Here is a 19,955-nt window from a genome sequence, read left to right as displayed (position 1 = left end):
GTGGATCACGCAGCGTCAATTTCGTCGAAGACGTCTTCGGACGCGATCCCGCGCTTTTCGGCGCTTTCCCGGACGGTGTCCTTCAAAGCGGGATTGCGGCGCAGCAGGCGGCGGAACCGGTCTTCGCCGAGTTCAAGCACGGTTGTCGGCGCGATTGCCCGAACTTCGGTCTTGCGCGCCTTTTTCATCAGGATGGCAAGTTGGCCGAACATGTCGCCCCGGCCCAAGCGCCAAGATTGCCCTGCGGTCTCCATTTCCACCGCGCCAGAGCCAATGAAATAAACGCTTTTCGCAATACCGTCCTTGCGAAGAAAGATGTCGCCCGCGTCTACATTGCGGGTTCTAAGCACCCGGCTCAGGCGTTTCAGGTCTGGTGTGTCGAGCGTTGAAAACAGCGGGAACTGGCGCAGCAGTTCGATGCGCTGCAAAGCGATGTCAAGCTGGGGGCGATCGTCGACCGCACTACGCCGTGCCACAAGGTCTTCCATGAGCTTGGTGTAGACTTCTGCACCAATCAGCCCGTCTTCTCGCATGGTGGCGTATTCGCGTTCCTCCAGGCGAAGTGCTGTGCGACGGATGAACCGCCGTTCCAGTTCTTCGGCATAGCCGGGATATTGCAGGCGCAGCCCCTCAAGAGCGGTTTCAACAGCGTCAATCCGACGGGTCAGCAACTCGTGGAGCAGGACGGCGACTCGACGTCCATGAATCCGCCGGATGCGACCGTCAATGAAGGTGCCCAGATCCCGAAGAACGAGACGTTGAGACAGCAGTAATTCAAACCGGTCTGCCGTGATTCGCGCCAGTGGGGCCGACAAGCTCAGCCAAGTGTGCAACAGGTTCGAGATGCGGAAAGCGCGACCGTATGAGAGGCTTTGACGGGCAGCGCGATTGTAGCCGCTGCGGCCATCCGACCGTGCCCCTTCAATGAGGCGTTCGGCATCTGACAGCACCTGTTCCGCCATACGCGCCGAGATCGTACGTTCCCGCATCCGGGCAAGAATGGTGTCTCGTTCATGACCGGCAAGGGCGATGAGGCCCAGCGTAATCCTGTCGCGATCCAGTATGTCGGCATTGTCCTCGGCGGTTTTCACGGCATCGTCCAGCCGTTCGCCAAAGCGTTTGGCTTCGGACCGGACGATGTCGTGGCTGAGTTCGTAATTCTCTGTTGTCCGGGACACATCCTCGCGCACCGTCTGCAAGGCAACGGCGACCACCTGCCGTGATAGGGCATCGTCGATCGGAGACAGACGGTCCAACCCCAGTCGCCCAATGATCCAGCGCAGACTGGTGCCCTGAGCTATGAGGGTGAATAAGGTGAATCCGGTGGCAAGAATGCCGACCACGCGCTGAATCCCATCTGGCACGCGGAAGCTTTCGGTGACGGCGAGCGCCAGTGCCAGAGTGACTGCGCCGCGCAATCCACCCCAAAGGATCGCCACGCGGTAGGGGCGTTCGACCGGCGGCGACAATCGCAGTGCTGTCAGCAGCGGCAGCAGGCCGAATAGAATGACGACACGGGCCGCGATGGCTGCGAGGATCACCACGCCGACGAGTGCAAAATCCCCAAGACGCACCTCTTCAAGCAGGCGTGGAATGAGCAGTGCCGCGAGGATAAAGATCAGCGCCCCGGCCCAATGCGCCAGAATATCCCACAGCTCGCGCAGCTTTGCCCACGCCTGAGGTTGAAGACGTCCGGGACCCACCAGATTGAGGGTCAGCCCGGCCGTGACCACTGCAACCACACCCGATGCACCGACCAATTGCTCCGAGCCGATATAGGCCAGATACGGGAGCGCAACCGAGATCGAAAGCTGGGCAAGTTCATGGCGACCGATATTTCCCATGATCCACAGCGCCACCCGGGCTGCGAACCATCCCGACAGCGCGCCACCAAGGATCAGAACCGGGAACTGCGCAATCGCATCACCAAGCTTCGGATCGGGCACACCCAGCATCACGAAACCCATGAAGAGGCCGAAAAGTGCGATTGCGGCGGCGTCGTTAAGCAGGCTTTCGCCCTCGATGATTCGGGCCAAACGGCGCGGTGCTGAGATCGAGCGGAAAATCGATACAACAGCCGAGGGGTCGGTTGTCGACACGATCGAACCAATCAGAAGGCAAGCCGCAAGCGGCAGTGCACTTGCCCAGAACAAGGCGTAACCGACGCTCAGGGTCGCCACGACGACCGCAACCACCGCAAGAACGAGAATCGGAACCCAATCATCCAGCATGCGGCGCAGATTCATGCCCAAAGTGGCCTGAAACAGCAGTGTTGGCAGGAACACGTAGAGAAAGACGTTAGACCGGATCGGAAGGCCAAGGATGGCTTCGGCCACGGGGTTGAGCGCGTCGGTCAGGTCGGTGCGCAGAAAGAAAATCGCACCCATGCCGATCAGGATGCCGATCACCGCCAGGATCACGCTGTAGGGCAAACGCAGACGTTCGGCCAACGGTTCTGCCAGACCGATGACAATGAACAGGGATGCAATAACGGTCGTGATGAGAACGATGTCCATCTTCACGAGATATCAAATCGCCCGACAACTGCACTTCAAAAACGTGCGGGTCTGTGTAGCTCGGTGCGGGTTTGCCCAGTTGGATTGGGAATAACTGTGCAAAAAAACAGGCAGAGTTGCCGTGTGTTGATTTGCGCACCTGCTCCGCCGTCTTATCCTTGGAAATCGGATGGGCCCCTGAACTCATGATGCGCAACGAGCAGACCAAAGACCATCGTCCTCGTGTCTTGACAACCCGGCCCCCTCGCGACTTGCTGCATCTGGCTGAGGACGCGCCTTCAGCCCGGGAGAAGCATGAACAATCCATACTCCAATCGTGCGTGGTGGCTGTTGCTGCCGTCTTTGGCGCTCATGGGTTTTGTCGCCGTGATCCCACTTATGGCGGTGCTGAACTATTCGTTTCACGACGTATTCACCGTGAACGATGCCTATTGGATTGGTCTCGAATGGTATGCCGAGATCATTCGCGATCCGTCTTTCTGGGCGAGTTTCGGGCGAAGCGCGTTGTTTTCGGCCATCGCTTTGGGTGTGCAGGTGCCGCTTGGCATTTGGTTGGCGTTGCTCTTGCTCAAAATGCACCGTTTTGCAGTGCCCGTGCTGATGCTGGTGGCTTTGCCGCTGGTCGTGCCATGGAACATGATCGCAGGAATGTGGCTGACATTGATCAACCCCGAGATCGGGCTGGCCGGGAAAACCATGACGGCGCTTGGAATCACCTTCGACTACAAGTTCACCGCCCTGCATACGTGGCTATTGATCGTACTTGCCGACACATGGCATTGGATCGGGCTTGTCGTGATCCTGTCCTACGCCGGGCTGTCCGCCATTCCCGAGCCTTATCGGCAAGCTGCAGCCATTGACGGGGCCTCGCGCTTTGCCGTTTTTCGCCATATCGAGTTGCCGCGCATCAGCGGCGCGCTTTCCATCGTGATCCTACTGCGATTTGTCGATAGTTTCATGATTTACACCGAGGCGTTCTCGATCAACGCTGGTGGTCCGCAGGATGCTACAAGCTTCCTTTCGCTGGAATTGGCGGCAGATATCGGCAGCTTCACCTATGGCCGTGCCGCTGCGCGTGCGATGCTGAGTGTTCTGATCGTGCTCACCGTTGCATGGGTCTTTGTGCGCATCAGGTCGTCGGAGCGCGTTCGATGAGCATTCGTGATGTCACGCTTCGGATCGTGGTCTTTTCCCTGCTCGCGATGTTCATTCTGCTGCCCTTTGCGCAGACCGTTCTTCTGAGTGTGACGCTGACGCTGCCTCGGGACGGGTACGAGACCGGCAGTTTGACACTGCTGAACTTCATCGAGGTTTTCAAACGCCCCGATCTGCGTGCATCGATTGGTAATTCGCTGACCTATGTGGCGCTGAACATCGTGCTGTGCCTTGCTGCCGGATTACCTGCTGCCTATGCCTTTGCACGCTACAGGTTCACCGGTGACCGGCACATGCTATTTGCCCTGCTGGCGTTCCGGCTGACACCGCCCGTGGTGCTGTCGCTTCCGGTCTTTTTCCTGTTTGCGCATTTTGGGCTGATCAATAACCCTGTCGGCATTGCTTTGGTCCATTGCGCCTTCAATCTGCCGATTGCGATCTGGATACTCGAAAGTTTCATCTCGGCCGTGCCGCGCGAATACGATGAGACCTGTTTCATCGATGGGCATTCGACCCCGAGCTTTTTCTTTCGCCGTTTGATCCCGGCGATCGCCCCGGGGATCGGTGTGACGGTGTTTTTTTGCTTCATCTTTTCGTGGGTCGAGGTCGTACTTGCGCGGATCTTGACGGTGACATCCGGGAAGCCGATCACCATGGCGATCAACGCTTTATATGGGTTTCAGACCGATATCGGTCTGGTTATGGCGATGACCGTGGTGTCGCTGATCCCCGGTTTGGCAATGATCTGGTTTGTCCGCAACCACATCGCGCGCGGTTTTGTCATACGGACTTGAGCGCCGCGTGCGAAAGCCGGGTCGCCATGGGACTGACAGCCTGCGTCAAGCCGCGACAGCATCCTCTTTCAAGTCGGAAAGGACGCTTGCAACTATCTCGAATGACCGCACCCGTGCTGCGTGATCATGGATCATGCCGGTGACGATCAGCTCGTCGGGCTGAAACGTGCCGATCAGTGACCGAAGCTGCGTCCGGACCGTTGCTGCCGATCCTGTTGCCGAACAGGACAGAGCCTGCTGCACCTGTGCCATGATCGGAGCCGGGATCTCTGCCTCGAGATCATGCGTCGGATGCGGCAGCTTACCCGGTTTGCCGGTGCGCAGCCGGGCAAAGGCCAAAAGCTGTGAGGATCGCAGAAAGGCGGCTTCGTCATCTGTCGGTGCCGCGCAAACGCCGGCGGCCATCATCACATAGGGTTTGTCGAGCTGTTCTGATGGTTGGAAGGTGCTTCGATAGATCGACAATGCTTGGGCCAGCATGGCTGGCGCAAAATGTGACGCAAAAGCATAAGGCAAACCCAACCAGGCAGCCAATTGCGCGCCGTAGAGGCTTGAGCCGAGAATCCAGACTGGAACATGCGTCCCGCTGCCGGGAATGGCACGCACCAACGCGTCTGCCGGTGTGTCATCGAAATAGCCGATCAGTTCCTGCACATCCTGCGGGAAGCTGTCTTCGGGTGCCATATGCCGCCGCAGTGCACGGGCTGTGGCCATGTCGCTGCCCGGCGCACGGCCCAGCCCAAGGTCGATCCGACCCGGATAAAGTGTCGCGAGGGTTCCGAACTGCTCGGCTACAATAAGTGGTGCATGGTTGGGCAACATGATCCCTCCGGCACCAATGCGCATCGTATTGGTCGCCGCAGCGACATGCCCGATCACCAGCGCGGTGGCTGCACTGGCGATACCCGGCATGTTGTGATGCTCGGCCAACCAGTAACGGTGATAGCCGAACCGCTCGGCCGCCCGGGCAAGATCGACCGTCGCGGATAAGGCATCCGCGGCCGTTTTGCCCTCTGGGATGGGTGACAGGTCGAGTAGCGAGAATCTCTGCATGCGTGCCTCCGATACCCAACAGCTAATCATCCCAAGCGTTCAGACCAAGGCGCAGTTTGACCGCAGGTTCGAAATACGCATCACGTTTGATGTTTCCACTAAACCGAAGTGGTCCTTCAGAACCGGGCCGAAAGACTTACAGGAGATAGGGCGCGGTTCTCAAACAAAATCTAAGGGGGTGTAAGGTGAGAGGCTGGACAACGACCCAAGCGTGGCTCGTTACGGCTGCTTCCTTCCGGACCTGACCGGGTTGGCGAGGTGCTCGCCCGCGCCAACCTCTCAACGCTCAGATAGGCGAGGACTCGGCGGATTGCAACCCGCTCATGCTGGCAAAAGATGCCCGGTGCATTGTTCTTTTTGCTGTCGCATGGCAAGCGCTATGGACGGAATGAGCGGGGTAAGACGCGATGCAGAGCGCGGAACAGGTGACTTTTGGCGGCTCAGGGCTGGATCGCGCGGCAGAATTGCGCAGCGATATCCCGGCTTTGGCTGCGCTCATGCAGGATGTCAGCACACGAACCATCTTGTTGTGGAAGGGCAAACCTCTGGTCGTTCGGTCAGAAAATGGGTGCAGTCTCGCGCGGTTGCCTTTGACGCATCCGGTTTTGAAAGAAGCGCGCAGTGCGCCGATTCTGTTGGGGCGGGAAGACGGCGCGGCGCGGTTCGCCCATGATATCTCTGAGTGGACGCCCGATGCCGACCTGAGCGATGTCGGCGCATTTGTCGACAGGTCCGTGCAAACCCACCCCACGCTGCCTGACGATCATGGGTTTGCCGAACTGCGCAATATCATGACGGCGCTGAGTTCGCGCGATGCGGAATTGGCCGCCACTGCGAAAGCAATCTTTGGCTGGCATGAAACGCATGGGTTTTGCGCCCGGTGCGGTGCGCCCAGTGATGTAACGCAGGCGGGGTGGCAGCGAGTGTGCCAATCCTGTGGAGGCAGCCACTTCCCTCGGACGGACCCCGTCGTGATCATGCTGATCACACGCGGCAACAAGGTTTTGCTGGGGCGGTCTCCGGGATGGCCGGAAGGGATGTATTCCTGTCTTGCCGGGTTCGTGGAGCCAGGAGAGACCATCGAAGCCGCCGTGCGCCGCGAGGTTTGGGAAGAGGCGGGAGTGCGCGTTGGCGAGGTGCGCTATCTGTCCAGCCAGCCTTGGCCCTTTCCAGCGTCGTTGATGTTCGGGTGCCAAGGGATCGCGACCAGCGAAGACATCACGGTTGATCCCAATGAGATCGAGGACGCGCTTTGGGTCAGTCGCGAAGAGGTGATGGACGCGTTGGCAGGCCTCCGAGAGGGGTTGTTGCCGGCACGGAAAGGCGCGATCGCGCATTTTTTATTGCGTCACTGGCTTGCCGATACGCTGGAATGACGCAAGTTTAATTGAAAACGTATCGAAGCAGGGGCGAGCCGATGCAAGTAACTGGTACAGAGGATGTCGCAGCGCCGATTGACCTTGTTTTCGCTGAATTGACTGCGTTCGACTATGTCGAGCGGCAAGCGATGCGGCGCGGCATCGACGTACGTCGACAGTTTCGCGGATCAGCTCCTGACATCGGTGACAGCTGGGATGCAAAGTTCAAATTTCGCGGTAAGGAGCGTCAGGCAAAGGTTACACTTGATGCTTATGACGCACCTAACATGGTTCAATTCGGCGGCGTCTCGGGAGGTCTTGAGACAAGTACGGTGATCGAACTCGTGCCATTGTCGCCTAATCGCACGCGCGTGTCCGTCGTGTTCAAAATGATGCCGAAAACGCTTTCGGCGAGGTTGCTTGTGCAATCGTTCAAGTTGGCACGGTCCAGCATCAACAAACGTTTCAAGGCGCGCATGGCGCAATATGCCCGCGACATCGAGAATAAGGTGGTCAAGACCGCATGATCCGTCGAACTTTCATTGGCGCCATAGCGCTTTCACTGCTGCCGGTTCTCGCGACTGCGCACGAGTTCTGGATCGACCCGGTGGACTATGTTGTGCCATCGAAGGGCGCGCTTGTCGCAACGCTGCGCGTCGGAGAAACCTTTGCTGGTGCGGAACAATCCTACTTGGAGCGAAACTTCGTGCGCTTCGACATGCAATGTGGCGGGACGCTAGAGGCTGTGCCGGGGCGGGCCGGGGATCGCCCAGCGCTGAATGTTGCGGCGCCGCGAGACGGGCTGTGCGTGATCATCCACCAGACACGGGACTACACGCTGACCTATCGCGAATGGCAGAAATTCGTGAATTTCGTTGAGCACAAGGATTTCGAAGGTGTCTTGGCTGAACATGCCGCACGTGGTTTGCCGGAAAGCGAATTCGTCGAACTCTACAGCCGTTACGCCAAAAGCCTGATTGCGGTGGGCGATGGTGCGGGTGCCGATGCCGAGGTCGGACTTGTGACGGAAATCGTGGCAGAGGCCAATCCCTATACCGACGACATGACCGATGGGTTGCCGATTCGCGTATTTTATGATGGTGCGCCGCGCGCCGATGCGCAGGTCGAGTTGTTTGCCCGCCCGCCCGAGGGCAAGGTCGAGGTGACTTTGCACCGTACAGATGCGGAAGGGCGTGTCACCTTGCCCGTTCAGCCCGGCTATTCTTACTTGGCCGATGCGGTTGTGTTGCGACCGCTTGAGACGCAGGCAAAGAAAGACCCTGTATGGGAAAGCCTTTGGGCGTCACTGACCTTTGCTGTGCCGGAGTGACCGGCACAGATCTTACTTATCGTGCCAGTCGAAAAAGCCGGGGCCTGCGCGATCAAGCAACGTGCGAGCCAGAGCTTGGCCCATCGCCACTCCGTCTGCAATCGGACCACTGATTTCGTCCGCATGTGCCTCTGACCCATCCGGCCGCAACACTTCGCCGCGCAGACGAAGCGTGTCACCGTTGAGTTCTGCCAGACCAGCGATGGGCGTTTCACACGAGCCGTCAAGTGCAGCGAGGAAAGCGCGTTCGGCGGCCAGACGTTGACCTGTCGGCGTGTCGTGGATCGCGGCCAGCATATCTGCGGCCCGTGTGTCATCGACGCGACGTTCGATGCCGATGGCACCCTGCGCCACGGCTGGCAACATATCGGTGGTCTCGATGGCAGTCTTGGGAACTTCGTCCATCTTGAGACGGTTCAGGCCCGCCATGGCGAGGAAGGTGCAGGAGGCCACGCCGTCATGCAGTTTCTTGAGGCGGGTTTGCAGGTTGCCGCGGAATTCGACCACGTTGAGGTCGGGGCGGCGGTTCATGAGCTGTGCGCGGCGCCGCAAGGACGAGGTGCCCACGATGGCACCAGAGGGCAGGTCTGCAATGCGGGTCACATCCGGTGATATGAACGCATCGCGCACGTCTTCGCGGGGAAGGTAGCAGTCAAGCATCAACCCCTCAGGCTGTGCCACGGGCATGTCCTTCATCGAATGCACAGCGATGTCGATACGGCCTTCGAGCATCGCCTCTTCGATTTCCTTGGTGAACAGACCCTTGTTGCCGATCTCTTTCAGAGGGCGGTCCGCGTCGATCAGAGTGCGGTCGTCGCCTGTGGTCTTGATGACCACAATGTTGAACGCCTCGAACGGCAGGCCAAACGCCTTGGACAGGCGTTCGCGGGTTTCATAAGCCTGAGCCAAAGCGAGCGGGGAACCGCGGGTGCCGATGTTCAGGGGCTGGTCGGGTGTGGGCAAGTCAATCGTCATGAATCGATCTTTATGCGTGTAAACTTGTCCTGACAACCATGCTTGTCTTGACATATGCTTTTCTACGGTTGATCCGAGGGGCATAGACAAGGAAAGACCTGATGAGCCAGACAAAAACCATCCTCCGTGCCCTTGCGGGCGAAACCCTTCCGACCCCGCCGATCTGGATGATGCGTCAGGCTGGACGATACCTGCCGGAATACAAGGCGACCCGTGCGCAGGCCGGGGATTTTCTGTCTTTGTGCTATAATTCAGAGCTGGCCGCCGAGGTGACCTTGCAGCCCATCCGCCGTTACGGCTTTGATGCGGCCATCCTGTTCGCCGACATTCTGCTTTTGCCGCAGGCGCTGGGCGCGGACCTTTGGTTCGTGACGGGCGAAGGGCCACGGCTCTCCACGATCACCACGCAGGCCGAGTTCGACAAGCTGGGCAAAGGCGAGATGATCCACGATACGCTGAACCCGGTCTACGAGACCGTGCGCATCCTGCGCCGTGAATTGCCGGAAGAAACCACGTTGATCGGGTTTGCCGGCGCGCCGTGGACGGTGGCCACCTACATGATCGCCGGCAAGGGCACGCCGGATCAGGGGCCCGCCCATGCTCTAAAGGAAGAGAACCGTCCGCTGTTCGAGGCGATTCTGGAACGGCTGACGGAAAGCACCATCGATTACCTGTCAGCTCAGATCGATGCCGGGGCCGAAGTGGTCAAGATTTTCGACAGTTGGGCAGGGTCTCTCAAGGGCGAGGATTTCCAGCGGTATGCGCTATATCCTGCAAAGGTCATCACCGAAGAAATCAAGCGCCGTCATCCCGGTATCCCCGTGATCGCGTTCCCACGACAGGCGGGCGACAACTACATTGGCTTCCATGCTGCAACCGGGGCTGATTGTGTCGCCGTTGACGACAGTGTGAGCCCCGAATGGGTGGCCGAGCATGTGCAGCCCGGTGGCTGTGTACAGGGCAACTTGGCGTCGCGTCACATGGTGACCGGTGGTCAGGACTTGGTAGATGAGACCCGCAAGGTGGTGGATGCGCTCAAGAACGGGCCGCATATCTTCAACCTTGGTCACGGGATCACGCCGGATGCGGACCCCGAAAACGTCAAGCTGATGATCGACACGGTGCGCGGCGCGTAAGCCACGAAAACCCGACAACGGGTTTTCGCACCTCCGGCACCGGAGGTGTCAGCGCGTGTGGCTTCCAGTGCGCTTGGGCACGATCACTTTGCCCTTTTGACGCTCGCGCAGGAATACGAACAGGCCTGCGCCAAGGATCATGGCGCAGCCCGCCCAGATCGCGGGGGTGGGCCATTCTGCAAAGAACAGCCAGCCCCAGAAGATCGCCAGCGGCAGGCCGATATACTCGAACGGTGCGATGCTGGCCGAAGGGGCCATGCGGTAGGCAGCAGTGATGCAATAGGCGATGATGCCGTTGCAGACACCCGTCAGGATGAATAGCGGCCAATCTTGATCGGTTGGCCATGTCCATGCCCTGAGTAGAAAATGCAGGCTGGGCGCGTCGGGGCCGGGATCAGCTTGCCCCTGACCGACGACCAGAAAAAACAGGGTCGAGACCACAAGGAACATCAGCTGATTGTAGATTGTCAGCGCGGCTGCCGTGCTTTTGACCCCCAGTGCGCGTGTCATCACTGCCATTGCCGCGTATAGTGAGGCCGCGATCACAGGCAGCGCAAAAAGCCAGGGTGGGCCATAGACCGATCCTTCGCCCCAGGGTTCCTGCATAACCACCACGCCCATGAAACCGAAGACAATCGCGCCGAGCCGCAGCGGTCCGACTTTTTCCCCCAGGAAGAGAAAGCTGAACAGCGTGATAAAAAGCGGTCCGACAAAGAACAGCGCCGTGGTCAGCCCGAGTGGCAGAACCGCAAGCGACGCAAAGAAGGTCATGTTGGCGGCGACCAACGTAAGCCCGCGCAAGATGTGCAGACCGGGTCTGTTTGTCCGCAACAGCGACAGACCACCTTCAAGATGCAGCATCACGAAGGACAGAATGATCCCGATGGCGGTACGGGTGAACACAATCTGATGCAAAGGATAGCCGCCCGACAATGTTTTGATCAGCATGTCATTGATCGAGATGGCAAAGACACCGATGCAGACAAGCGTGATGCCACGCGCGATATTCGAGTCGGATTGGGAGGTCATGGGAATGGCTTAGGCCGTTCCGCGGCGTAGGTCACTTCTGAAAACGACATGCACACGGCTTGCGTTCTGGCGCACGTCTTTCGCCATTGCGTCTGCGATGGGTCGTATTAGGTATGCGCTCTGTCCGATTGAACAGGAGGACCCCCACAATGCCAATGGTTCAGATCACCAATGTCCGAAAAGCCTATGCTGGTGGGTTCGAAGCGCTCAAGGGCGCATCACTCGATATTCACGAGGGCGAAATCCTTGCGCTGCTTGGACCGAATGGGGCGGGCAAGACAACTCTGATCTCCACGATCTGCGGGATCACCCAGCCCACGTCAGGCACGATTACCGTGGGCGGGCATGATGTTGTGACCGACTATCGCGGCGCGCGGTCTTTGGTAGGATTGGTGCCGCAGGAAATCAATCTCGAACCGTTCGAGCGGGTGATCAACACGGTGCGCTTTTCGCGCGGGTTGTTCGGTAAACCGAAGGATGATGCGCTGTTGGAACGTGTCTTGCGGCAGCTCTCACTTTGGGACAAGCGCGACAATCGGATCATGGAACTGTCGGGCGGCATGAAACGACGGGTTCTGATCGCCAAGGCGTTGGCGCACGATCCGCGTGTGCTGTTTCTGGATGAGCCGACTGCCGGGGTCGATGTCGAATTGCGCCGGGATATGTGGGACATCGTGGCAGGGCTGAAAGAGGCCGGTGTGACGATCATCCTCACGACCCATTACATCGAAGAAGCCGAGGCGATTGCCGACAGGATCGGTGTCATCAACGAGGGAGAGATTCTGCTGGTCGAGGAAAAGACAGCGCTGATGACCCGCTTGGGGCAGAAAGAACTGCGGATCGAATTGCATGAACCGGTAACGGCGTTGCCTGCGGCGCTCGTGGAGCGCGGTTTGCAGATCGAAGAAGGCGGGCACGTGTTGGTTTACACCTACGACACCGCACAGGACCGAACCGGGATCGCAACTCTGATCCGAGAGATCAGCGACGCTGGACTGGTGCTGCGCGACCTGCAGACCCGGCAAAACTCGCTTGAGGATATTTTCGTCGGACTGGTCTCGAAACAGGAGGATGCGGCATGAGCTGGCAGGCGATCCGCGCGATCTATGTCTTCGAGACGTCGCGGTTTTTTCGCACTCTGTTGCAGAGCTTTGTCTCTCCGGTGATTTCAACCTCGCTGTATTTTGTCGTGTTCGGAGCCGCCATCGGCAGCCGTATCGACCAAGTCGAAGGCGTGTCTTATGGTGCCTTCATCGTTCCGGGGTTGATCATGTTGTCGGTGATGACGCAGGCAATTTCCAACGCCTCTTTCGGCATCTATTTCCCGAAATTCATCGGCACGATCTACGAGTTGTTGTCTGCGCCGATCAACTTCCTTGAGATCGTCTTGGGCTATGTCGGCGCCGCGGCGACAAAGGCGCTGTTCATCGGGATCGTGATCCTTGGCACCTCGGCGCTGTTTGTAGACCTGACGATCCAGCACCCTATTGCGATGCTGGCTTTCATGGTGCTCACCTGTCTGAGTTTCGCGCTTTTCGGATTCATCATCGGTATCTGGGCTGGGAACTTCGAACAGTTGCAGTTGATCCCGCTCTTGATCGTAACGCCTTTGGTGTTCCTTGGGGGATCATTTTATTCGATCTCGATGTTGCCACCGGTCTGGCAGACGATCTCGTTCTTCAACCCGGTGGTATACCTCGTGTCGGGGTTCCGCTGGTCGTTCTTCGGGCTGGCCGATGTGCCCATCGGGCTAAGCTTGCTGGCGATTGGTGGCTTTACGACGCTGTGCCTTGCGATCATCTGGTGGATCTTCAAGACAGGCTGGCGCATCCGGCAATAAACGGGCAGGCGGGCCGGGGCCGCAGTCTCGGCCCAAGCCAAACTGCAACGCGTCAGAAGCTGACGATCATCACACCCACCAATACCAACGCACCACCGGCAAGTTCGCGGAAAGTAAGGGGTTGTCCCACGAAAAAGGTGGCGCATAAGACGAGAAGGGTCTCGGTTGCCATGATGGCGATATAGGCGATGCCCAGATCGACCTGCCGCAAGAGCAGGATCTCGGCCGTCACCACGGCGGCGAGCATCAGGGCAATCGCACCAATGACAACCGTGGTGGTGTCTTCGGAGGCGATCTTCATGAGAATGGTTGCGATGGCGTAGCCGACTCCGGCTGCGATGGCCAAAAAGGCCTTGTTCGAAAATAAATCGAGAACAAGCATGGGTTTACCATTTGAAAAAGGGTTGGTCGAAAAAATAGTTTATGCCGCAGGTTAGCATGGTTCGGACCTCTGCAAAGACAGGAAATCCGTACCTCGGGCTAAAATTTCGAAAAATGCGTGTGATTTTGCAGTACTGACGTGATCTTTGATTTGAACGGTGCAATTTCGCAAAGAACGGCGTGGTTCAAATCGCGGCAGGCTGGCCTCGTCCACCCATCACCAAGTCCATACTCATCCCGCCGATCCACATGCAGAAGAGCGCGAGCCAAGCCGTACCGGCAAAGATCGACCCGCCGGTGACACCTGCACCAATAGCACACCCACCAGCGAGCATCCCGCCAAACCCCATGAGCGCTGCACCGACCATGGCGTTGCGCATGGGGGTGGGGCCTTCGAAGCCCTGGAACTTCAATTCACCGGAAAAGAGGGCGGCGAGGAACGACCCGATGACCACGCCCGGCACCAGTCCGATGTCGAATTCTAGAACCGAAGAACGGTCGAGGAAGAACATCAACGTGTTGGCCGAGGGACCGGTGAAGGTCGCGCTTTCGATCTGCACAGGCTCAAAAGCCACAAGACTGAGCGCGTAGGTGAAGACCCACCCCATCGCAACGGCGAAGCCGACGCCTGATGCAAAGACCAGGCGCTGCCATCCGATCTGGTTGCGCCGTGACAGTTCCAGCGCAAGAAGGGCCGTAGCGAGGCCGAAAGCAAGCCCGGATCCGTCAGGCAGATGCAGCGTTGTCAGCAGGTCCATGTTCCGTCCGCCAGAGGTGATCCACATGGCTGCCAATTGATCTCGGACCGGAGCGAGCCAGCCCGTCAGGCTCATCTGAGCGACGACAGCAAAAATCAGGCCCGAGACTACGGAACGCAGGTTACCCGTTGCGGCAAGCACCAAGAGCCGTCCTGAGCATCCACGCGCGAGAACCATACCCGCGCCGAACATCAGCCCGCCGATGATCGCGCCTGACCAGCTTCCGGGAACGGCCATCATGCGGGCCTCGGTGGTGTCGATCAGGCCAAACATCTGTGCCGCCTGAACCCAGACCACGGCTGTTGAGAAGGTCAGAAGCCAGACCGCGACCTTGTCCTGCATCATGCCTCGGGCGAATTCGACCGTTGCCGCTCGCAGACAAAAGCGCGAGCGCTGGGCGGCCACACCAAAGGTGATGCCGGTGATCAGGCCAAACAACGCGGCAGTGGGTGCTTCGCCGATTTGGTCCACAAGGGTGACAAGGTCCATGGCGGTCTCCGTCCTGAGTTGGCCATGTATGCGCAGCAATGAATGTGTGGGCTTTGATTTGGATCAGATGGCGGGGCGACTTTAACGAAATCTCAGGGTTTGGACGCAATCCTTTCTCATGGATGCTATTTCATGGAATAATAAGGGGCATGGCTATGATGTGAATTTCTGCACAGAGGATGTTCTGGGGCAGCATGGCCCTCGCCAAGCGGGTAAAGCGGGCGTAAAGGAACGGCATGAAGCGCATTGTTCCCCTTGCAGACGCGCGTGACCTGCCAATTCATCGAAGGCCCATCACGCTGCTGTTCCTGATGGCGATCGCCATGCCCCTGTCCTTTGCGACATGGTCGGCGCTGCTGAATAACTTTGTCATCGAGGTGGCGCAGTTCGACGGTGCGGATATTGGCTGGCTACATACTGTACGCGAGATCCCGGGGTTTCTTGCTGTTGGCGTGATCGCGGTGATCATATTCATCCGGGAACAAACGCTCGCGATGATCTCGCTTGCCATGTTAGGCGTCGCGACAGCGATGACCGCTTATTTCCCTTCAATGGGAGGGCTGCTGTTCGTCACGCTGATCAGTTCGATCGGGTTTCATTATTATGAAACGGTGAACCAGTCGTTGCAGCTTCAATGGCTGCCCAAAGACCGCGCGCCGCAAATGCTTGGGCTCTTGGTGTCGGCGGCATCGGCGGCAACGCTGGTGGCTTACGGTGTGATCGTGGTTACATGGCGCGCCTATGACCTGAGCTACAATTTCGTCTACATGGTATCCGGGGCGTTGACGCTGATCATCGTGGCCTATTGCGTGCTGATGATGCCGCATTTCGAGGCGCCTAATCCGCAGGTCAAGAAGTTCATTCTACGCAAACGCTACTGGCTTTATTACGCGCTGCAATTCATGTCGGGCGCGCGTCGGCAGATCTTTGTCGTCTTCGCGGCCTTCATGATGGTGGAACGATTCGGGCTGGACGTGGACCAGATCACCAAGTTGATGCTGGTGACGCTTGTGGCAAACATGGTGCTCGCACCTATGCTGGGTCAGGTTGTGCACCGGTTTGGCGAACGCAATGCGATGGTTGTGGAATATGCGGGGCTGGTTATCGTATTTGTGCTTTATGGCGGAATCTACTGGTTTGGCTGGGGCGTCATGCTGGCCACGGTGCTGTATATCGTGAACAACATCTTCTTCGCGCTGGCCTTGGCGTTGAAGACCTATTTCCAGAAGATCGCCGATCCGGGGGACATCGCCCCGACTGCAGCCGTGGCGTTCACCATCAACCACATCGCGGCGGTCTTTTTGCCTGCACTTCTGGGGTACTTGTGGCTGATCTCACCCGGCGCGGTGTTTGCGTTGGCGGCGGGCATGGCGTGTGTGTCGTTGGTGCTGGCGCTGATGATTCCGCGCCATCCGGAACCGGGAAACGAAACCGTGTTCTCGGCGCTCGTCACTGCGCCGGCCGAGTGATCTTCATCGACACAACGGTGAAATATTGAAGAAGGTGATCTGTTCTTCGATCATCTCCATTTTAACTTTTGATGCACACCCACTGTCGGTCAACGCGGTGCCTTCAAGTGTTGTTGATCCACCTGACATGCTCACGCCTGAAAACGAGATTTCGGTATAAGGCTTAACACCGTCAAAAATCGCGACGATTTTCTGAGAATTTTCTTCGGTCTGTAGGGATTGGTGAAGGAACGCTCTGGCTTGTTCATGGTTTCCGGTGCTGCTGAGCATCAGGAAATCGCGCGCGACCGTGCGAGCACCCGAACTGAAATACATTATGGCGGCATAGCCGAGCACAGCAATTGCGGCGACCACGCCGATGATTTTAAGAAATTTTTTCATGATATATCTCGAATAATAGAACCTAGAATGGTTGTGGAGATTAAGTGACTACATCTGATGGGTCCACTTTTTTGTGGTGGCAGCCTTTCGGGCTGGTCAGGATCGGCAAAGGCGAGTAAGCCCCGCGCCAAAGCAATTGGGGATGGCCATGACCACGTTCACTGCATTCACCACCCTGCCTGACAAGGACTCGGCCGAGGCGCTGGGCGAAGCGTTGGAAGAGATGAGCACAGAGCCCTACGGCGTTGGTGTGTTCGAGATCGAAGACGGAAGCGGAATGTGGGAAGTCGGCGGATACTTCATGGATGCACCGGACGAGGTGGCGCTTGCCCTGCTGGCGGCGGCGCATGGGGCCAAGCCGTTCGTGGTGTCGGAACTTCCTGAAACCGATTGGGTCGCCAAGGTGCGGCGCGAGCTGGTGCCGGTGCATGCCGGACGGTTCTATGTCTATGGCAGCCACGATGCAGACACCGTACCCGAGGGGGTGGAGCCTTTGCTGATCGAAGCGGCGATGGCCTTTGGTACCGGGCATCACGGCACCACGCAGGGCTGTTTGCGCGCTTTGGATCGGTTAATCGATGCGGGTGTCACCTGTCACAATGTTGCGGATATCGGTTGCGGCACTGCGGTACTTGCGATGGCTGCGGCACGGACATGGCCCGAAACTGTCTATGCAAGTGACATGGATCAGGTCGCGGTGGACGTGGCTGAGGCGAATGTAGCGGCGAATGCGCTGACCGGGCATGTCGTTTGTCTTGAGGCAATGGGTTTCGAGCATCCGCAGCTGCATGAAGCTGCGCCGTTCGATCTGGTCTTCGCCAATATCCTCAAACAGCCTTTGATCGACCTTGCACCGCACATGGCCAGCCATCTGACATCAGAGGGATTCGTTATCCTGTCGGGCATCCTGAACGAACAAGGCGATGAAGTGGCAGAGGTATATGCACGAAATGGCATCAATACCTGGCATCGCGAAGAGATTGGTGACTGGACAACGCTAACGCTGCAAAAAGCACGGCCTTAAACGCGCCTCATTTACCTTTTTTTGCGGGTTTTCGCCGCAATTCAAGCGAATTTGCCACGTTTGCCCCATTCTTGCCACATTCTGCACCTATCTCGGTCAAATCCGGTAGGGGCCGGAACAAAGGCTGCTTCACATGACCAAACAGCAGGACATGTTTGACGAACGGTACCGCAAGGTACTCAAGCGCCACCGCCAATTGTCGCGTGGCTATGTCACAAAACTCGAAAAGACCGGTGTGATTGTGCACAAGCCCATGCGGCAGGCTCGCGAGCTGATGTCTTTCTCGGCTTTGTTGTTGCCCTTCGGTATTTTGTTTTTTCTGAAAGCGGCGATCGTAACTGTGCTGGGCGAGGACGGATATCGCCAGCAAGTCGATCTTCTTCGCGAAGGCGGGTTCATCGAACAGATGGGGGCCGTATTCATGCAGATCGACCCGATCACGGCACCCCTGTCGCGGATGCTGGCTTACATTATCGGCTGATCTCTCCGACCTTCTCTCTCTATTGCTCATGAAAAAAGCCGTGTCAGGGATACTGACACGGCTTTTTTTTTGGTCGGTGGATCGGTTCAGAACGAGTTGATGTCGCCGCGTGTGAGACCGATGTCTTCCAGTTCGTGATCGCTGAGCTGGCTGAGCGCGTTGCGTGTCTGGCGGGAATCGTTCCACGCGCTGAACACTGCGATCAGGGATGTTGCGAATGCGCCGAAGCCTTTGGAGCTTGCAGCATAGGTCGGGCGGGATGTGTCAAAAGCGGCCATGGCCATGTTCCTTGGGTAAATGGGGGAGAATTTCGTCTGACGGGCATGTAGTTGCGGAAATACGCGCCTTCAATTGTCGTTTGCGCATAGTTTTTATGCGGTTTGTGCATGGCTCATGGCATGAAATTTCTGCGCCTGCGAAATGAGAAAAATACGACACTTTTGAAGTCGTTTCTGGATTTCCGGAGTCAGAGTCGACCACCTATCATTCGTTTTCGACATCTCGTTTGCGTGATGGCATTTGTTTTGAACGCTTGGCGTTTGTTCGCGTTTCGTGCTAGCCGTGATACAAAAGCAACAAAGGCGCGAGCAGCATGCGTGTTTTGGGGATCGATCCGGGTCTGCGTTTCCTTGGTTGGGGCGTGATAGAGGCCGAAGGAAGTCGTTTGCGCCATGTCGCGAACGGTGTTTGCCTGTCTGGGACAGGAGAATTGGCGATGCGCCTTTTGGCCTTGCACACGGCGTTGACGGACGTGTTCCATCGGTATCAGCCCGAGACGGTTGCCATCGAAAAGACATTTGTGAACAAGGACGCGGTCGGTACGCTCAAGCTTGGACAAGCGCGGGGCGTGGCCTTGCTGGTCCCGGCGCAGTTCGGGCTTGAGATCGGGGAGTATTCTCCGAACTCGGTCAAGAAAACGGTTGTGGGTGTTGGTCATGCGGACAAGCGGCAGGTTGAACACATGGTCAAGATGCAACTGCCCGGTGCCGAGATTCACGGCTCGGACGCGGCGGACGCGCTGGCCATTGCGATTTGCCATGCGCATCACATGACAGGGCCGGGAATGAGGATGCGCGCATGATCGGGCGGATTGCAGGACGGATCGAATACAAGGCCGACGACCACGTGCTGATCGACGTGCGCGGTGTGGGGTATGTCGTCTATTGCTCGGATCGGGTTCTGTCGCAGATCGGGCGAACGGGAGAGGCGGCTGCGCTCTACACGGATTTGCTTGTGCGCGAGGATATCCTCCAGCTTTTCGGCTTCCCGACACTGGTGGAAAAGGAATGGCACAGGTTGCTGATGTCCGTGCAGGGCGTCGGTGCCAAGGCGTCGCTGGCGATCCTCGGGGCCTTGGGGCCGGACGGCGTGAGCCGCGCGATTGCGCTGGGCGATTGGAATTCAGTCAAGGCGGCCAAGGGGATTGGCCCAAAAACAGCGCAACGCGTGGTCAACGAATTGAAAGACAAGGCGCATTCGGTGATGGCGATGGCTGGGTCCGCGTCGGTTGCGGCTGTGGCGTCCGATGACGATGCTGTTATTGAACCCATAGCGACTGCGCCGTCGGCGCCTATCGCGGTTCCCACCGCGTCGGCACAAGCCGAGGCGCTGTCGGCGTTGGGCAATCTGGGCTACGCGCCCGGCGAGGCAGCAAGTGCCGTGGCGCAGGCGGCCGGAGAAGCGCCTGGAGCCGAGACGCCTGCTTTGATCCGCGCCGCGTTGAAGCTGTTGGCACCGAAAGGATAGGTCGATGGGCATGCTTATTGCGATCAATGCCCGACACTGG

At 58.1% G+C, this 19,955-nt stretch carries 21 protein-coding genes and 1 other RNA gene; 13 read left to right on the top strand and 9 right to left on the bottom strand.

Annotated features, from left to right (window positions below):
- Nucleotides 1–5: 5 nt before the first annotated feature.
- Nucleotides 6–2,516: a cation:proton antiporter gene (locus ACK3EW_RS13940; protein ID WP_493806691.1), complete on the bottom strand. Its 2,511-nt coding sequence runs from the start codon at nt 2,514–2,516 to the stop codon at nt 6–8.
- A 294-nt stretch (nt 2,517–2,810) separates the two neighbouring features.
- Here ACK3EW_RS13940 and ACK3EW_RS13935 point away from each other — a divergent pair, with 294 nt between their 5' ends.
- Both ACK3EW_RS13935 and ACK3EW_RS13930 read left to right on the top strand, forming a co-directional pair.
- Nucleotides 2,811–3,671 (top strand): carbohydrate ABC transporter permease, encoded by an 861-nt coding sequence (locus ACK3EW_RS13935; protein ID WP_493806690.1) that lies wholly within the window; start codon nt 2,811–2,813, stop codon nt 3,669–3,671.
- The gene (locus ACK3EW_RS13930) at nt 3,668–4,465 is read left to right on the top strand and encodes a carbohydrate ABC transporter permease (protein WP_493806689.1); all 798 of its coding nucleotides are present in this window, start codon (nt 3,668–3,670) and stop codon (nt 4,463–4,465) included. Before ACK3EW_RS13935 ends, ACK3EW_RS13930 begins: the two co-directional genes overlap by 4 nt.
- A 45-nt stretch (nt 4,466–4,510) precedes the next feature.
- Here the strand turns inward: ACK3EW_RS13930 and ACK3EW_RS13925 are convergent, their stop codons facing one another.
- Both ACK3EW_RS13925 and ffs read right to left on the bottom strand, forming a co-directional pair.
- A complete protein-coding gene (locus ACK3EW_RS13925) occupies nt 4,511–5,518 on the bottom strand; it encodes an LLM class flavin-dependent oxidoreductase (protein WP_493806688.1) in 1,008 nt (335 codons plus the stop codon).
- A 183-nt stretch (nt 5,519–5,701) separates the two neighbouring features.
- An RNA gene (ffs, locus tag ACK3EW_RS13920) (signal recognition particle sRNA small type) lies at nt 5,702–5,800 on the bottom strand.
- Nucleotides 5,801–5,925: 125 nt separating this feature from the next.
- Between ffs and nudC the strand changes: the two genes are divergently transcribed.
- From nudC to ACK3EW_RS13905, 3 genes are read left to right on the top strand one after another with little or no spacing between them, the layout of a single operon-like run.
- Nucleotides 5,926–6,894: an NAD(+) diphosphatase gene (gene nudC, locus ACK3EW_RS13915; RefSeq protein ID WP_493806687.1), complete on the top strand. Its 969-nt coding sequence runs from the start codon at nt 5,926–5,928 to the stop codon at nt 6,892–6,894.
- 41 nt (nt 6,895–6,935) lie between these two features.
- The gene (locus ACK3EW_RS13910) at nt 6,936–7,403 is read left to right on the top strand and encodes an SRPBCC family protein (protein ID WP_493806686.1); all 468 of its coding nucleotides are present in this window, start codon (nt 6,936–6,938) and stop codon (nt 7,401–7,403) included.
- Complete coding sequence (locus tag ACK3EW_RS13905) at nt 7,400–8,206, top strand: DUF4198 domain-containing protein (protein ID WP_493806685.1); 807 nt, start codon at nt 7,400–7,402, stop codon at nt 8,204–8,206. The genes ACK3EW_RS13910 and ACK3EW_RS13905 overlap by 4 nt, the downstream gene beginning before the upstream one ends.
- A 12-nt stretch (nt 8,207–8,218) precedes the next feature.
- On the opposite strand, the gene hemC is transcribed toward ACK3EW_RS13905, so the two are convergent.
- Complete coding sequence (hemC, locus tag ACK3EW_RS13900; protein WP_493806684.1) at nt 8,219–9,181, bottom strand: hydroxymethylbilane synthase; 963 nt, start codon at nt 9,179–9,181, stop codon at nt 8,219–8,221.
- 101 nt (nt 9,182–9,282) lie between these two features.
- Between hemC and hemE the strand changes: the two genes are divergently transcribed.
- Entirely contained in the window at nt 9,283–10,317 is a 1,035-nt protein-coding gene (gene hemE / locus ACK3EW_RS13895; RefSeq protein WP_085628894.1) for a uroporphyrinogen decarboxylase, read from the top strand.
- Between the two features lie 48 nt (nt 10,318–10,365).
- Here hemE and ACK3EW_RS13890 read toward each other — a convergent pair whose 3' ends face one another.
- Complete coding sequence (locus ACK3EW_RS13890; RefSeq protein WP_493806683.1) at nt 10,366–11,346, bottom strand: DMT family transporter; 981 nt, start codon at nt 11,344–11,346, stop codon at nt 10,366–10,368.
- Nucleotides 11,347–11,495: 149 nt separating this feature from the next.
- On the opposite strand from ACK3EW_RS13890, the gene ACK3EW_RS13885 reads away from it, so the two are divergent.
- Both ACK3EW_RS13885 and ACK3EW_RS13880 read left to right on the top strand, forming a co-directional pair.
- Nucleotides 11,496–12,428: an ABC transporter ATP-binding protein gene (locus tag ACK3EW_RS13885; RefSeq protein ID WP_493806682.1), complete on the top strand. Its 933-nt coding sequence runs from the start codon at nt 11,496–11,498 to the stop codon at nt 12,426–12,428.
- Nucleotides 12,425–13,186, top strand: coding sequence for an ABC transporter permease (locus ACK3EW_RS13880; protein WP_493806681.1), 762 nt, complete (start codon nt 12,425–12,427; stop codon nt 13,184–13,186). The genes ACK3EW_RS13885 and ACK3EW_RS13880 overlap by 4 nt, the downstream gene beginning before the upstream one ends.
- A gap of 52 nt (nt 13,187–13,238) precedes the next feature.
- On the opposite strand, the gene ACK3EW_RS13875 is transcribed toward ACK3EW_RS13880, so the two are convergent.
- Together ACK3EW_RS13875 and ACK3EW_RS13870 are read right to left on the bottom strand one after the other, a co-directional pair.
- Nucleotides 13,239–13,568 (bottom strand): 5-aminolevulinate synthase, encoded by a 330-nt coding sequence (locus ACK3EW_RS13875; RefSeq protein ID WP_493806680.1) that lies wholly within the window; start codon nt 13,566–13,568, stop codon nt 13,239–13,241.
- A gap of 184 nt (nt 13,569–13,752) precedes the next feature.
- Nucleotides 13,753–14,814 (bottom strand): YeeE/YedE family protein, encoded by a 1,062-nt coding sequence (locus ACK3EW_RS13870; protein WP_493806679.1) that lies wholly within the window; start codon nt 14,812–14,814, stop codon nt 13,753–13,755.
- A 236-nt stretch (nt 14,815–15,050) separates the two neighbouring features.
- Here ACK3EW_RS13870 and ACK3EW_RS13865 point away from each other — a divergent pair, with 236 nt between their 5' ends.
- Nucleotides 15,051–16,283, top strand: a complete 1,233-nt coding sequence (locus ACK3EW_RS13865) for an MFS transporter (protein ID WP_439119386.1) — start codon at nt 15,051–15,053, stop codon at nt 16,281–16,283.
- 3 nt (nt 16,284–16,286) lie between these two features.
- Here ACK3EW_RS13865 and ACK3EW_RS13860 read toward each other — a convergent pair whose 3' ends face one another.
- Nucleotides 16,287–16,664: a hypothetical protein gene (locus tag ACK3EW_RS13860; protein WP_493806678.1), complete on the bottom strand. Its 378-nt coding sequence runs from the start codon at nt 16,662–16,664 to the stop codon at nt 16,287–16,289.
- Nucleotides 16,665–16,812: 148 nt separating this feature from the next.
- On the opposite strand from ACK3EW_RS13860, the gene ACK3EW_RS13855 reads away from it, so the two are divergent.
- Together ACK3EW_RS13855 and ACK3EW_RS13850 are read left to right on the top strand one after the other, a co-directional pair.
- A complete protein-coding gene (locus ACK3EW_RS13855) occupies nt 16,813–17,688 on the top strand; it encodes a 50S ribosomal protein L11 methyltransferase (RefSeq protein WP_493806677.1) in 876 nt (291 codons plus the stop codon).
- A 133-nt stretch (nt 17,689–17,821) separates the two neighbouring features.
- The gene (locus ACK3EW_RS13850; protein WP_439119389.1) at nt 17,822–18,169 is read left to right on the top strand and encodes a hypothetical protein; all 348 of its coding nucleotides are present in this window, start codon (nt 17,822–17,824) and stop codon (nt 18,167–18,169) included.
- Nucleotides 18,170–18,255: 86 nt separating this feature from the next.
- On the opposite strand, the gene ACK3EW_RS13845 is transcribed toward ACK3EW_RS13850, so the two are convergent.
- The gene (locus ACK3EW_RS13845; RefSeq protein ID WP_085628903.1) at nt 18,256–18,447 is read right to left on the bottom strand and encodes a DUF1127 domain-containing protein; all 192 of its coding nucleotides are present in this window, start codon (nt 18,445–18,447) and stop codon (nt 18,256–18,258) included.
- Nucleotides 18,448–18,761: 314 nt separating this feature from the next.
- Here ACK3EW_RS13845 and ruvC point away from each other — a divergent pair, with 314 nt between their 5' ends.
- Both ruvC and ruvA read left to right on the top strand, forming a co-directional pair.
- Nucleotides 18,762–19,250 carry a crossover junction endodeoxyribonuclease RuvC gene (ruvC, locus tag ACK3EW_RS13840; RefSeq protein ID WP_085628904.1) on the top strand — a complete coding sequence of 163 codons (489 nt, stop codon included), beginning with the start codon at nt 18,762–18,764 and terminating at the stop codon, nt 19,248–19,250.
- Nucleotides 19,247–19,915, top strand: a complete 669-nt coding sequence (ruvA, locus tag ACK3EW_RS13835) for a Holliday junction branch migration protein RuvA (RefSeq protein ID WP_493806676.1) — start codon at nt 19,247–19,249, stop codon at nt 19,913–19,915. Before ruvC ends, ruvA begins: the two co-directional genes overlap by 4 nt.
- Nucleotides 19,916–19,955 lie beyond the last annotated feature (40 nt).

This window comes from Marivita sp. NO-S04, assembly GCF_059070475.1.
The sequence above is the reverse complement of the archived record's forward strand: the minus strand, read 5'-3'. Positions and strand labels throughout refer to the sequence as shown.

What these genes read in the sequence shown, in the direction of transcription:
- ACK3EW_RS13940 (WP_493806691.1), bottom strand. Translation starts at nt 2,516, where the DNA reads ATGGACATCGTTCTCATCACGACCGTTATTGCATCCCTGTTCATTGTC.
- ACK3EW_RS13935 (WP_493806690.1), top strand. Translation starts at nt 2,811, where the DNA reads ATGAACAATCCATACTCCAATCGTGCGTGGTGGCTGTTGCTGCCGTCT.
- ACK3EW_RS13930 (WP_493806689.1), top strand. Translation starts at nt 3,668, where the DNA reads ATGAGCATTCGTGATGTCACGCTTCGGATCGTGGTCTTTTCCCTGCTC.
- ACK3EW_RS13925 (WP_493806688.1), bottom strand. Translation starts at nt 5,518, where the DNA reads ATGCAGAGATTCTCGCTACTCGACCTGTCACCCATCCCAGAGGGCAAA.
- nudC (WP_493806687.1), top strand. Translation starts at nt 5,926, where the DNA reads ATGCAGAGCGCGGAACAGGTGACTTTTGGCGGCTCAGGGCTGGATCGC.
- ACK3EW_RS13910 (WP_493806686.1), top strand. Translation starts at nt 6,936, where the DNA reads ATGCAAGTAACTGGTACAGAGGATGTCGCAGCGCCGATTGACCTTGTT.
- ACK3EW_RS13905 (WP_493806685.1), top strand. Translation starts at nt 7,400, where the DNA reads ATGATCCGTCGAACTTTCATTGGCGCCATAGCGCTTTCACTGCTGCCG.
- hemC (WP_493806684.1), bottom strand. Translation starts at nt 9,181, where the DNA reads ATGACGATTGACTTGCCCACACCCGACCAGCCCCTGAACATCGGCACC.
- hemE (WP_085628894.1), top strand. Translation starts at nt 9,283, where the DNA reads ATGAGCCAGACAAAAACCATCCTCCGTGCCCTTGCGGGCGAAACCCTT.
- ACK3EW_RS13890 (WP_493806683.1), bottom strand. Translation starts at nt 11,346, where the DNA reads ATGACCTCCCAATCCGACTCGAATATCGCGCGTGGCATCACGCTTGTC.
- ACK3EW_RS13885 (WP_493806682.1), top strand. Translation starts at nt 11,496, where the DNA reads ATGCCAATGGTTCAGATCACCAATGTCCGAAAAGCCTATGCTGGTGGG.
- ACK3EW_RS13880 (WP_493806681.1), top strand. Translation starts at nt 12,425, where the DNA reads ATGAGCTGGCAGGCGATCCGCGCGATCTATGTCTTCGAGACGTCGCGG.
- ACK3EW_RS13875 (WP_493806680.1), bottom strand. Translation starts at nt 13,568, where the DNA reads ATGCTTGTTCTCGATTTATTTTCGAACAAGGCCTTTTTGGCCATCGCA.
- ACK3EW_RS13870 (WP_493806679.1), bottom strand. Translation starts at nt 14,814, where the DNA reads ATGGACCTTGTCACCCTTGTGGACCAAATCGGCGAAGCACCCACTGCC.
- ACK3EW_RS13865 (WP_439119386.1), top strand. Translation starts at nt 15,051, where the DNA reads ATGAAGCGCATTGTTCCCCTTGCAGACGCGCGTGACCTGCCAATTCAT.
- ACK3EW_RS13860 (WP_493806678.1), bottom strand. Translation starts at nt 16,664, where the DNA reads ATGAAAAAATTTCTTAAAATCATCGGCGTGGTCGCCGCAATTGCTGTG.
- ACK3EW_RS13855 (WP_493806677.1), top strand. Translation starts at nt 16,813, where the DNA reads ATGACCACGTTCACTGCATTCACCACCCTGCCTGACAAGGACTCGGCC.
- ACK3EW_RS13850 (WP_439119389.1), top strand. Translation starts at nt 17,822, where the DNA reads ATGACCAAACAGCAGGACATGTTTGACGAACGGTACCGCAAGGTACTC.
- ACK3EW_RS13845 (WP_085628903.1), bottom strand. Translation starts at nt 18,447, where the DNA reads ATGGCCGCTTTTGACACATCCCGCCCGACCTATGCTGCAAGCTCCAAA.
- ruvC (WP_085628904.1), top strand. Translation starts at nt 18,762, where the DNA reads ATGCGTGTTTTGGGGATCGATCCGGGTCTGCGTTTCCTTGGTTGGGGC.
- ruvA (WP_493806676.1), top strand. Translation starts at nt 19,247, where the DNA reads ATGATCGGGCGGATTGCAGGACGGATCGAATACAAGGCCGACGACCAC.